This window comes from Flavobacterium circumlabens, assembly GCF_004345565.1.
Classification (GTDB): domain Bacteria; phylum Bacteroidota; class Bacteroidia; order Flavobacteriales; family Flavobacteriaceae; genus Flavobacterium; species Flavobacterium circumlabens.
Genome location: NZ_SLWA01000001.1, coordinates 944,682 through 957,407 on the forward strand (window position 1 = coordinate 944,682; position 12,726 = coordinate 957,407).

At 35.3% G+C, this 12,726-nt stretch carries 13 protein-coding genes; 9 read left to right on the forward strand and 4 right to left on the reverse strand.

Translation table 11 applies throughout. The features are described 5' to 3' along the window. Nucleotides 1-179 precede the first annotated feature (179 nt). The 6 genes from EV142_RS03940 (at nucleotide 180) to EV142_RS03965 (ending at nucleotide 6,168) form a co-directional block, all read left to right on the forward strand. On the forward strand, nucleotides 180-1,367 hold the full coding sequence (locus tag EV142_RS03940) for a phosphoglycerate kinase (protein WP_132032896.1): 1,188 nt from the start codon (nucleotides 180-182) through the stop codon (nucleotides 1,365-1,367). Nucleotides 1,368-1,476: 109 nt separating this feature from the next. Further along, on the forward strand, nucleotides 1,477-3,303 hold the full coding sequence (locus tag EV142_RS03945) for a LysM peptidoglycan-binding domain-containing protein (RefSeq protein WP_132032898.1): 1,827 nt from the start codon (nucleotides 1,477-1,479) through the stop codon (nucleotides 3,301-3,303). A gap of 48 nt (nucleotides 3,304-3,351) precedes the next feature. Then, nucleotides 3,352-4,323 carry a DUF4837 family protein gene (locus tag EV142_RS03950; protein ID WP_132032900.1) on the forward strand — a complete coding sequence of 324 codons (972 nt, stop codon included), beginning with the start codon at nucleotides 3,352-3,354 and terminating at the stop codon, nucleotides 4,321-4,323. A gap of 225 nt (nucleotides 4,324-4,548) precedes the next feature. After that, nucleotides 4,549-4,977, forward strand: a complete 429-nt coding sequence (locus EV142_RS03955) for a hypothetical protein (RefSeq protein WP_132032902.1) — start codon at nucleotides 4,549-4,551, stop codon at nucleotides 4,975-4,977. Between the two features lie 2 nt (nucleotides 4,978-4,979). Further along, nucleotides 4,980-5,585 carry a DUF6915 family protein gene (locus tag EV142_RS03960; RefSeq protein ID WP_132032903.1) on the forward strand — a complete coding sequence of 202 codons (606 nt, stop codon included), beginning with the start codon at nucleotides 4,980-4,982 and terminating at the stop codon, nucleotides 5,583-5,585. 136 nt (nucleotides 5,586-5,721) lie between these two features. After that, nucleotides 5,722-6,168, forward strand: coding sequence for a GNAT family N-acetyltransferase (locus EV142_RS03965; protein ID WP_132032905.1), 447 nt, complete (start codon nucleotides 5,722-5,724; stop codon nucleotides 6,166-6,168). A 1-nt stretch (nucleotide 6,169) separates the two neighbouring features. Here EV142_RS03965 and EV142_RS03970 read toward each other — a convergent pair whose 3' ends face one another. The 4 genes from EV142_RS03970 to rnpA form a co-directional block, all read right to left on the reverse strand. Next, nucleotides 6,170-6,973, reverse strand: a complete 804-nt coding sequence (locus EV142_RS03970; protein WP_132032907.1) for an OmpA family protein — start codon at nucleotides 6,971-6,973, stop codon at nucleotides 6,170-6,172. Nucleotides 6,974-6,975: 2 nt separating this feature from the next. Further along, a complete protein-coding gene (locus tag EV142_RS03975) occupies nucleotides 6,976-8,613 on the reverse strand; it encodes a S41 family peptidase (protein WP_132032909.1) in 1,638 nt (545 codons plus the stop codon). A gap of 3 nt (nucleotides 8,614-8,616) precedes the next feature. After that, complete coding sequence (locus tag EV142_RS03980) at nucleotides 8,617-9,426, reverse strand: DUF4349 domain-containing protein (RefSeq protein ID WP_132032911.1); 810 nt, start codon at nucleotides 9,424-9,426, stop codon at nucleotides 8,617-8,619. 80 nt (nucleotides 9,427-9,506) lie between these two features. Then, nucleotides 9,507-9,911: a ribonuclease P protein component gene (gene rnpA, locus EV142_RS03985; protein ID WP_132032913.1), complete on the reverse strand. Its 405-nt coding sequence runs from the start codon at nucleotides 9,909-9,911 to the stop codon at nucleotides 9,507-9,509. A 127-nt stretch (nucleotides 9,912-10,038) separates the two neighbouring features. Between rnpA and EV142_RS03990 the strand changes: the two genes are divergently transcribed. The 3 genes from EV142_RS03990 (at nucleotide 10,039) to EV142_RS04000 (ending at nucleotide 12,677) form a co-directional block, all read left to right on the forward strand. Beyond that, complete coding sequence (locus tag EV142_RS03990) at nucleotides 10,039-10,779, forward strand: lysophospholipid acyltransferase family protein (RefSeq protein WP_132032915.1); 741 nt, start codon at nucleotides 10,039-10,041, stop codon at nucleotides 10,777-10,779. Between the two features lie 50 nt (nucleotides 10,780-10,829). Further along, on the forward strand, nucleotides 10,830-11,822 hold the full coding sequence (locus EV142_RS03995; protein ID WP_132032917.1) for an acyl-ACP desaturase: 993 nt from the start codon (nucleotides 10,830-10,832) through the stop codon (nucleotides 11,820-11,822). A 201-nt stretch (nucleotides 11,823-12,023) separates the two neighbouring features. Further along, complete coding sequence (locus EV142_RS04000; protein WP_132032919.1) at nucleotides 12,024-12,677, forward strand: HD domain-containing protein; 654 nt, start codon at nucleotides 12,024-12,026, stop codon at nucleotides 12,675-12,677. Nucleotides 12,678-12,726 lie beyond the last annotated feature (49 nt).

The following is a 12,726-nucleotide window of genomic DNA, read 5'->3' on the forward strand; positions in this document are numbered from 1 at the left end:
AAGCTTTTGTTCTTAAAAGAGAATAAAACCTTTTCATGTTTTTGCCATTAATTTGTTTTTTTTCATAATTTACAACGTTTTCGTTGTTATTGGTCGGTTATTTTTGCTTTTTTCAAATTTAATACTACTCTAAAAGTTCTATATTTGTTATTCTTTCAAAAAAATTAAAAACTTATCAAATGAAAACTTTAAACGATTTCGATTTTAAAAATAAAAAAGCAATTATCCGTGTTGACTTTAATGTGCCACTGGATGAAAATTTTAAGGTAACAGATGCTACTCGTATCGAAGCCGCTAAACCAACAATTGATGCTATTCTGGCACAAGGAGGAAGTGTTATTTTAATGTCGCATTTAGGAAGACCAAAAGGAGTTGAAGAGAAATATTCATTAAAACATATTTTAAAAACAGCTTCGGAAATATTAGGAGTAGAAGTTAAATTTGCTACAGATTCTGTTGGAGAACCAGCTCAGACTGCAGCGAAAGATCTTAAACCCGGAGAAGTTTTATTATTGGAAAATTTACGTTTTCATGCTGAAGAAGAAGCAGGAGATGTTGCTTTTGCAAAAGAATTGGCTTCACTTGGAGACATCTACGTAAACGACGCTTTCGGAACGGCGCACAGAGCACATGCTTCTACCACTATTATTGCACAATTTTTCTCAACTGAAAAATGTTTCGGAACATTATTGGCAAAAGAAATAGAAAGTTTAAATAAAGTACTTAAAAATAGTGAAAAACCGGTAACGGCAATTTTAGGAGGATCTAAAGTATCTTCTAAAATTACAGTTATCGAAAATATTCTTGACAAAGTAGATCACATGATCATCGGAGGCGGTATGACTTTTACATTCATTAAAGCTCAGGGTGGTAAAATTGGAGAATCGATTTGTGAAGATGATAAGCAGGAACTGGCACTTGAGATTTTAAGATTAGCCAAAGAAAAAGGAGTACAGGTTCATATTCCTGTTGATGTTGTTGCAGCTGATGCTTTTTCGAACACAGCCAATACCAAAATTTTGGATGTGAGAGAAATTCCTGACGGATGGCAAGGTCTTGATGCAGGTCCAAAATCTTTGGAAAATTTCAAGAAAGTAATCCTCGATTCTAAAACCATTTTATGGAATGGTCCATTAGGAGTTTTCGAAATGGAATCATTCGCTAAAGGAACAATTGCTCTTGGTGATTATATTGCTGAAGCCACAGAAAACGGCGCTTTTTCATTAGTTGGAGGAGGTGATTCTGTTGCTGCAGTGAAGCAATTTGGCTTCGAAGATAAAATGAGTTATGTCTCCACTGGTGGAGGTGCTATGCTTGAAATGTTAGAAGGAAAAGTACTGCCTGGAATCGCTGCGATTTTAGACTAAATATCACAATTAACATTTTTTTTGATATTTTTCTTCTACAAAGGCCTTAAGTTTGTAAAAATACAATCCTTCTAATTGTTTGAATTATAGGATTTTAATAAAATGTTATATGATTGTAAGAAAAATTTCCTTAGTGGTTTCGGCTTTTTTCTCGATCGCTGCTTTTGCACAAGACGTTGCAAATTCAGATGTTCAGATTAAACCCGAAGTAAAAATTTCGTACCTGGATTCAGTAAAGAATTCTTTTAAAAAGGACAATATGGCTACGCGTGTAGACAGTCTCTGGATGAATGAATTAGTAAGCTTAGACATCTACGATGATTTAACGAAAGACATTCAAACCATCAATTCAGATGTTTCTGTAGATGAAGAACTGCCAACCGAGTTGCTGAAACAGCGTCTCCAGGCGATGAATGAGAAATCACCCTTTGAAATTGAATACAATCAAGGCCTTGAGAACATTATAAAGTCGTTTCTTAAGAATCGAAAAAAATCGTTCTCCCGATTAATGTCTTTATCAGAATATTATTTTCCAATTTTTGAGGACGCCTTTGCAAAACAAAACGTTCCTCTTGAAATTAAATATTTAGCCGTTGTAGAATCTGCTTTAAATCCTAAAGCAGTTTCTAAAATGGGCGCCACCGGTCTCTGGCAATTTATGTACGGAACCGGAAAACAATACGCTCTTAAAATCGATTCGTACATAGACGAACGAAGTGATCCTCTGAAAGCTACAGCAGCCTGTTCACAATACATGACCAAAATGTTTAGCATTTTTGGAGACTGGGAACTTGTTTTAGCGTCCTATAATTCAGGTCCGGGAAATGTAACCAAAGCCATTCGCCGCTCAGGTGGAAAAACAAAATACTGGGACATTCGAAACCATCTTCCAAAAGAAACTCAGGGTTACGTTCCTGCTTTTTTAGCAACAATGTATCTTTTTGAATACCATAAAGAACACGGAATCAATCCGGAAAGAGCAGTCGTTAAGAATTTCGAAACAGACACCGTTCAGGTTAAATCCCAAATGTCATTCAAACAAATTGCTGATTTGTTAGACATGCCACAATCACAAATACAACTTTTAAATCCTTCTTATAAATTAAACGTTGTTCCTTTTTATCAAAGCGAAGCGCACTACTTGCGTTTACCAAAAGATAAGATCGCTGCTTTTGTTTCCAATGAAGATAAAATTTACGCTTACGTAAAACATCAGTCTGAATATAAAGGGCTTCCTAGGCAGCTTGCTTTGAAGGTTTCACCTAAGGCAAAAGCGAAACTTGAAAAAAGTGCCGAAGATATTCAGTTTTATAAAGTTCGTAAAGGAGATAACTTAGGTACTATCGCAGATAAATATGATGTCTCCATCCTTGATCTGAAGAGATGGAACAATCTGAAAACCAATTCACTTGCTCTTGGTAAAACAATAAAAATTAAGTCTGATTTGATTATTAAAAATCCAAAAGAGCTAAAAGCACCATTAATTGATAAAAAAGCTCCTGAAGAAGCGATTGCAGCTGCAGACAATAAAGAAAAAACTGCTGCACCATCTCAGGAATACAGTGTTGCAGCCGGAGATAATCTGGGCAGCATTGCTAAAAAGTTCGGTATGACTATTGCTGAATTAAAAGAGTTAAATAATCTTACCTCAAATACTATTGGTTCAGGAAAAACTTTATTAGTGGCTAAAACCAGTTCTGCTGTTGAAGAAACAACCACTGAAACTACTGCCATTGCTTCGACTTCAATAGAAGCATTTAAGAAAAAAGGAGTGTCAGCTAAAAACCTGGGCGAAGATTATTACGTTAAAAAAGGAGATTCATTATACAGCATTTCTAAAAAATATCCTGGAGTTACGATTTCAGATATCAAAAAATGGAATGGAATTAAAGATGATGATTTAAAACCGGGAATGAAACTTAAAATAAACGGATAATAAAAAAAATCTTAACTAAATTTGGGTTTTATTTCATAAATTAAAAAAATGAATAAAACCCATTTTTTATGCCTTCTACTTTCCTGCTTATTTGTTTCTTGTTTTAAAAACGAAAAGCAGGCTCAGCCCGTATCCGGTAAAACAAACACCATTTCGGTTATCATAGACGATCAGTTGTGGTATGGAGAAGTAGGTGACAGTATTCGAAATAAATTTGCCTCTCCGGTTCTCGGACTTACGCAGGAAGAACCGTTGTTTACCATAAACCAGTATCCGGCCAAACTTCTGGAAGGTTTTGTGACCGATAGTCGCAGCATCATTGTGGTCAAGAAGGCAACAGTGGACAAATTTGAAATCAAACACAATTCTAAATCACTGCCTCACAACACTTTTCGGATTTATGCCAAATCGGTTGATGATATTATCTGCAGTATCGAATTTAATTCCGCTCAGATCATTAAGGTGATTCGCGATACTGAAATTCAGAAAATCCAGCAGGACAACAGTAAATCACTGCTGAACCCTGCAGTTATTAAAAACAAATTCCATATCAATTTACAGATTCCGTCGGGTTATGAATATATGCTTCATAAAAAGAACTTTATCTGGCTCAAAAAGGAAATTATAAGTGGCAATACAAGCTTACTGATTTATCAGATGCCACTGCAAAAACTGAAACAAGGACCAAATGTAGTTGAAAGCATCGTTCGCATGAGGGATTCCGTGGGTCGCTATATAAAAGGCCGCGAACCCAATACACAAATGATTACCGGCGAAGCCTATGCTCCTTATTTTTCAATCACAGAACTGGACGGAAAAAAAACCTTCGAGACCAAAGGAACGTGGGAATTAAGAAATGATTTTATGACAGGCCCGTTTATTAATTATGCCATTATTGATGAAGCATACAACCGAATTTTGGTTATTGAAGGATTCTGTTATTCGCCATCTTATCAGGAGAGGGATTTGATGTTAGAGCTTGAAGCCATAATCAAATCGGTTAAAGTGGAGAAAAGATAGGATTACCATATAAAAGCATGGAAATTGTCATGAAGAAAAAATAAGATAATTTTTAAGATCTGATAAAAATCCCGGTTGCAACTTGAGATCGATATTTTTTCTAAATTTCTTACTTTTTTTAATATTTGTAGCTTTTTTACTATTTTTGTATTTCAAAAAGAAAACCTTATGGTGTAATGCAGATAAAGAAAATACATAAAATAATATATTAAATGTTCAATCGAGATGGCAAAATTTGTAATTCATAAAAAAGGGTTTTTTTACACTGATGAAGCTTTTGAATCAGCAGAAGGGAAAATAGGAAGTATAGTAGGTTCTTTTAATAATTTGGAAGAAGCAAAAAATGAAAAAGTAAAACAGGATCTTCTTTCAATTCAAAATTTTGGAGGAATGAACGTGGTAGATTTCTTTTTTTATAAGGACAATTATGATGAAGTGTATCAACAGTTTGAAGATTTTTTTAGTTCAGAATTCGATATAAAGATCGAAGACAAGTATTATTTTGATTTTCCTGATGTTATTTCAGCCGAACAAGCCAAAAAGATTCACGAAATTTTAAATATAACATTTCATGATATCGTAGAATATGAAAATGATGTCATATTGAATCCGGATGATTTTAATTTGGAAGAATCAGATTTAGGAGAATTTTAAAGATGAATTCAGTTATACATTCTCAAATATCAGTTCGGAAACGCGGTGGTGTGATCGAAGATTATCTTAAAATCCATGACTTAATGGATAACACTAAAGAACTGTGCAGTGATAACAGACATAGAATTCTGCACACTATGTGGGGAATTAAAAGAGTAATTATCCCCATTTTTGGCCATCCAATAATCAACAGTGATAATAAGGTGGTAAATGTAAAAGACCTTTGCGAGCAAGATCATATTTTACCTGATTATCTCAATAGGTTTATTCCAACATTGTCAGACTTTGTAAGTTGTATCGACAATTCGGGAGCATCTCAATATAATTTTAAGGAATTTGCTGAAAACTATCAAAATGATAAAGAGCTTATGGAATTACTTTTGTCACCACTGGCTGTCACTGGTTTAGAAAAATCGCTTTTGATAACTCATAACTCTTGGTTTATTAATGAGATCGTTCCGAAAGTTTTAAATCGAGAAATTGAAATCAAAGATTTTACAATTACGCCAGCTGATTTATTCAACAATATGCAATTTAAGCTCTGGATGGATAATGGAAGTGTATATCCTGAAAGTTGTAAATTTACTTTAGGAAGAGTGGTAGGATAAAATTTTTTTTAAGCTTCATAATAAATCCCGATTACAACTCGTAATCGGGATTTCTATTTGATAATATTTAGTGTAATTTTGCTTTAAGTAAATTAAGACAACAAACAATAAACCCAAAACAACAAACAAAACTTAAATGGAATTAAAATGGAAAATAAAGCCTTTTGAGGCCTTAACCGTACATGAGTTATATGATTTGCTCAAACTAAGAAGTGAGATCTTTGTAGTAGAGCAAAATTGCGTTTATCTGGATCTTGATGGCAAAGACAAACTTGCTTTGCACCTGATCGGTGAATACGACGGGAAGATTGTTGCGTATTCGCGTTTGTTTGATGCTGGAATCAGTTTCGATCATGCTTCCATCGGGAGAGTGGTAGTAGATGCTAATTATCGCGATAAAAAGTGGGGACACGATCTGATGCGGGAAGCTATCGCCGGGATAAAATCTAATTTTGGTAAAGACAAAATCACGATTGGTGCCCAGTTATATTTGAAGAAATTCTACGAAAGCCACGGTTTTGTCCAGACCAGTGAAATGTACCTGGAAGATGATATTCCGCATATTGAGATGCAGCGCGGTTAATTTAAATTTGGGTGATAAAAAACTCGACACGTCTGTCTAACTTATCGCCTTGTCCCAGTGGGTATTTATTGCCGCAACCCTGAAAAGTCATTCTGCTTTTGGATATTTTTCTATCCATTAAATACATAAAAACGGCTTTGGCGCGATTCCACGAAAGTCTTCTTTCGTTGGTCGCTTTGTCAATTGCATCACTGTAAATTTCAGGGGTGCAGCACACATGGCCGCGGATTTCAAACTCCAGCGTATTTTTATCCTGAAGGATTTTGGCAATTTTGTCTAATTCTTTTTTGGAATTATGAGTGAGTTTGGAACTTCCAATGTCAAATAAAATATTGTCCAGATAAATTTTATCGCCGACTTTTAGTTTGTTTTTAAAGGAGTTGTGGATTCCTTTCCCAAAACTGTTCCGCTTGACTACGATTAAGTCTACCCGCCGGTTTTGGGAGCGGGTTTCGTGCAGGTTTTCTATGGTATCGGGTTTTATAATTACACGGCCTTTTCCTTCCAGAATGACTATTTTGCTCTGGTTAAAACCATGCAACAGCAATAATTCCTGAATAGTATTCACGCGGTTTTTCGACAGCCTGAAATTGTATTCGTCAGTGCCGCGATCATCACAATAGCCGTAAATTTGTATGGATTCTACTTTTGAGGTATCAATTTTTTTTATAAAGTTGCTTATAATATTTGCTTGCTCGTCCCTAAGACTGAACTTGTCGAAATCAAAATAAATCGTTTCAACGGGTTTCTGTTGTGCTGACAAGTTGATAATAAAGAAAAGAAACAGAACTTTATAAATTTTCATTTTTACATTTTTAAAATCGTTTTATACTCAGCCTGATTATTCAAAACGGTTACCGCTTTTTTAATTTCTGAATTGTTTTTAATATAAAATTGATACAAACCTTCCTGATATTGGTACCTTTTGATAAGTTCCTCCTGAATCAGGTTTTTAATTTCCTTTTGGTTTTTATCCAGTAATGTAGTTTCACTTTTTTCAAGGGCGTTTAGTAATTGCTGGTATTCCGGTGCGATCGTTTCGTCTATTTTTTCACTTTTGGCAGCAGCAAGCGTATTTTTCAGTGCTACTTCAGTTTCAGTATCAAAACTGATTTTGTTGGTTTTCAGATATTGTTTAAAAGCGGTATAATCTGCCTCGGTAAGTACAGGGATTTTATCTCCCAAATTCGGGTTTTTGTAATAGTAAGAGGAGGCATAATCAAAAATCCCGTCGTTTTTTAACAATGCATTCGTGATCGGACTCATTTTGGTTTCTTCCAGTTCAATGTCCGGTAAAACACCGCCGCCATCATAAACGGTTCTTCCTTTTCTGGTTTTAAAAGCATTGAAGTTTTTAGCATCTGTTTTTTGAGCTACACCATTTTTATCTTTGTGCGCATAATCCAAAGCCTGAATACAACGCCCTGATGGTGTATAATAACGGGAAATGGTCACTTTTAACTGCGTTCCGTAAGTAAGATCGACAGAACGTTGTACCAGACCTTTTCCAAAACTGCGGCTTCCGAGAATGACAGCACGATCTAAATCCTGTAAAGCTCCTGAAACAATTTCGGATGCAGAAGCACTTCTTCCGTTGACCAATATCGCTAAAGGAATCTCAGTATCAATAGGTTCGTTTTGGGTTTTGTAGGTGTTGTTGTGTTTTTCAATCCTTGATTTTGTTGTCACGATAACTTCGTTTTTGGGAACAAACAAATTACAAATATCAATGGCTTCGTTTAGCAAACCTCCCGGATTTCCTCGTAAATCAAGAACAATCTGTTTGGCACCGTCTGCTTTTAGTTTCTCCAGGGCGCTTTTTACTTCCGCGGAAGCTTTTCTGCTAAAATGCGCCAAAACGATATAACCGGTTTTGTCATCTATTTTTCCAAAGAAAGGAACAGACTTAATATCCACCTCGTCCAAAACAAGTTCAGTAGTGTAAGGTTTTCCCTGACGCAGGTATTTGATCGTGATTTTAGTATTTTTTGTTCCCTTTAATAATTGCGAGGCATCATCTTTAAAATCGGCAATCAAAACATCTCCAATCTGGATAATTTCGTCACCCGCTTTCAGTCCGGCTTTATCAGCAGGATAATTTTTATACGGTTCACGAACAATCAAACGGTCTTTTTTTCGGGCAATCATGGCACCGATTCCGGTATATTCTCCCGTATTATTGATTTTGAAGTTTACGACATCCTGTTCGTTAAAGTAAACCGTGTACGGATCTAAACTTCCCAACATACTTTTTATGGCCTTATCCATCAAATCCCCGGGATTCGTTTCGTCTACATAATTGGTATTTACGGCTTTGAATAAAGTGGTGAAAATTTCAATCTGCTTGGCTATTTCAAAAAAGTCGTCTTTGAAACTGGTTCCGATAAATAAAAATCCGGCCGCAACAGCAGGAATGATGAATTTCTTTTTGAAATAAGGATACATGGGTTATATTTTTTTTCTTTTAAATCTTCTTCTAATGTAAAAGGCAATTACGCCGAATAGTATAAGGAACGGCCAGACACTAATAATCCAGATGAATAAACCGGACAATTCAAAAAATCCGGATTGTATGGCGGTCAGTATTTTGGAACCGTAGGAAATTTTAATGCTTTGCTTTTCCGCAATAGGTTTGTAAAATTCGATGGAAATCCTGCTTTCAGAAACGCGGCTTTCCAGGTATTTCAATTGACCTTGTTTGGATTCAATTTCTTCACGAATCGCAGAAATCTGCTTTTCGATTTCTAGTATTTCACTTATTTTGGTTGCTTTTTTTAAAATTTCAATGTAACGTTCTTCGAGCTTCTGTTTTGTTTTTAATCTCGAATCCAGATCAATATATTGTTCCGTAACATCTTCAGTTGAAATGTCTTTCTGGTCGAAATAAGAAACGCCTTTTGAAATCGATTGTAAAAAAACATCAAAATTCTGACTTGGAACGCGAACGGTTATATTTCTAAAAAGCGAATTGTCATTTTTTCCTTCAGAGTCAGACTGTATAGTCGCATGGCTTTCTTTAACAGCAGTTTGAATTTTGTGGAAGGTCTCTTCAATATCATTCGTTTCAAATCTCAGGCTGGCATATTTAATTATTTTTTGTGGAATTGCTTTTTCATCATCCGCTGCTCCAGGTGGAGGTGGCGCCGACATTGTTATCGCTGCAACTTCACTTTTATAAACAGCGCTCTCACTTTCTGCCTGTTTATTGCAGCCTGAAAAAAGCAATGCAAAAAGGAATAAATATAAAATATGTCGCATAAAATTTCAATTTAGAGCTAAAACTACAATTTTTTTATAATTTTTTATCTAATCTGATAAATAAAGTTGTATTTTATAGCTTATAATTCAGTTTTATGCTCAGAATCGGTCGTTTTGTTTACCTGTAGGAGAAATTTCTCAAACAACTGAATGGTTTTGCTGTTGATTTCATCGTAAGACAACCGGTCTTTACTTTGATAAAAAAGCATAAAAGAATAAGGACCTTCAAGAGTATCCCAAAGCAAATGTTTATTGAGACGATACGTTTCTCTTAAGACCCGTTTGAAGTAATTGCGATCAACTGCTTTTTTGAAGTATTTTTTTGAAACCGAAACCCCGACCTTAATTTTTTCCTCAGATCCCGCTTCTCCGGCATGGTAAACCAAACGCAGCGGATACTTAGAAACTGATTTCCCCTCGGAAAAGAGTAGACCAATTGTTGTTTTGCTTTTAAGGCGTTCGTTTTTTGGGTAGGTAAAGTTCATTAATTCAGAAAAAAGTTGCAATTTTAAAGGACAAAGGTACAATTAAACCATAAAAACGGTTATTGTTTTTAATTTTAATACCGCTAAAAAATATATTTATTACTTTTGGCCTTTAATTTTTTTAAGCATGCAAAAGATAATTTCGTATCCCATATCCGTAATTTACTATTTATGTTTTAGTTTATGTTTATTGGTTTTTCATCCAATACAATGGATCTGCATAAAAGTTTTTGGTTATCAGGCGCATAAAAAGAGCGTTGACTATTTGAATTTTTTTCTTTTGAGATGTACCAATTTAGTAGGGACGACATATAAAATTGAAAACAGAGAGACTATTCCTGTCGGAGTTCCCTTGATTTTCGTATCCAATCATCAAAGTATGTACGATATCGTAGCAATGATTTGGTACTTTAGACGTTTTCATTGTAAATTTGTAAGTAAGAAAGAGTTAGGAAGCGGAATTCCGAGTGTGTCATTCAATTTACGACATGGAGGTTCAGTGCTGATTAACCGAAAAGATCCAAAACAAGCCATTCCCGTAATCAAAGGCCTGTCTGAGTATATCGAAAAAAATACAAGATCGGCTGTTATTTTTCCGGAAGGTACCCGCAGCAAAACCGGAAAGCCAAAAGAATTTGCGCAGAGCGGTTTGAAAATCTTGTGTAAATATGCACCATCAGCCTATGTTGTTCCGGTAAGCATCAACAATTCATGGAAAATGGTACGATACGGAATGTTCCCTGTTGGTTTAGGAAATCGCCTTACCTTTACCGTTCATAAAGCTTTAGCCGTAAAAGATTATGATTTTGCCGAGTTAATGGCAATTACAGAAAAGGCAGTTGTAGAAGGAGTAAATGAATATAAATAGATTTTCGTTTTGTGAAAGCAAAAACTTAAATCCCAAATCTAAAATAAGTAATGTCTATAAAAAACATTAGATTAGAAGTAATGCAGTTTTTGGAAAAAAACGTAGATAGCTTCGTTGAACAGTATTTAATTCCAGTGGAAAAAATTTGGCAGCCGTCTGATTTTCTGCCTAATTCTGAAGGAGATAATTTCTTTGAAGAGGTTAGAGAATTACGTGAAATTGCTAAAGAATTGCCGTATGATTTCTGGGTAACGCTTGTAGGTGACACGATCACCGAAGAAGCTTTGCCTACCTATGAATCCTGGTTAATGGATGTAGAAGGAATAAATCAGATCGAAAATGGCGGAAATGGCTGGTCGAAATGGATCCGTCAATGGACCGGTGAAGAAAACCGTCACGGTGATTTATTAAACAAGTATTTGTATTTGTCAGGTCGCGTTAACATGCGTGAAATCGAAATGACTACACAGCATTTAATCAACGACGGTTTTGACATCGGAACCGGATCTGATCCGTACAAAAACTTTGTATATACCAGTTTTCAGGAATTAGCAACATATGTATCACATAACAGAGTAGCCCAGATGGCGAAGAAATTTGGTGATAATAAATTGTCTAAAATGTGTAAAATGATTGCAGGAGACGAAATGCGTCATCATCATGCGTACAGTGAATTTGTAACGTGTATTTTCGCGGTTGATCCTAGCGAAATGATGTTGGCCTTTCAATACATGATGAAACAAAAAATCGTTATGCCCGCACATTTCTTAAGAGAATCAGGTCAGAAGATCAGTTCTGCTTTTGAGCAGTTTTCAGATTCAGCACAACGTATTGGTGTTTATACAGCAAACGATTATGTTGATATCATGCAGAAGTTAATCGATAAATGGGAGGTTGATAAAATCACCAATTTAACGGATGAAGCAGAAAAAGCTCGTGACTACTTAATGAAATTACCGGGACGTATGGCCAGAATTTCTGAACGATTAGTGATCCCACAGGAATCTCATATTTTCAAATGGGTTGAACCGGCGAGATTGTGATTTCAGCTTTTTAATTGAAAATTCAATTTAAAGCAACTTTATTGCATTAGATAAATAATAAAATTGATGTTGATTATCGGAGTTTATAAAACTTTGATAATCAACATTTTTTAATAAAATGGATTTGGGAATGTTGATTAATGCAACAATGTTCATTTAAAAATCCGTAAAAGGAATGACTTTAAAAGCATCTAAAAATTTATGAATACTACAGACTTAATAAAGAGAACAATTCAATTTGTAAAAGAAAAATTAGAAGATGCAGAGGGCGGACACGATTGGTTTCACATTGAACGTGTGCATAAAAATGCGCTGTTGATCGCCAAAAATACGGACTGTGATTTAACAGTGGTTGAATTAGGTGCTTTGCTTCATGATATTGCCGACAGCAAATTTCATAACGGAGATGAAACGATCGGTCCAAAAACCGCACGTTTATTTCTCGAAGGTGAAAATGTTTCAGAAGATGTGATTGCTCACGTGGTATACATCATAGAAAACATCTCTTATAAAGGCGGTAATTTTGAAAAGAAATTTTCCTCAATTGAATTGGATATTGTTCAGGATGCAGATCGTTTAGATGCGATCGGAGCTATTGGAGTGGCGAGAGCTTTCAACTACGGAGGCTTTAAAAACAGAGCATTGTACAATCCGGAAATTGAGCCTGTCACAAATATGACGAAGGAAGAGTACAAAAAGAATAATGCACCAACCATAAATCATTTTTACGAAAAGCTCCTACTCTTAAAAGATAAAATGAATACCGAAACCGGAAAAGAAATCGCAGCCGAAAGACATCGTTTTATGGAGCTTTTTCTTTCACAGTTCTACGCGGAATGGGAGGGAGTGAAGTAGTTTTTTAGTCTCAGTGTTCAGTTACAGTATTGAGTTATAGTTTTCCAGG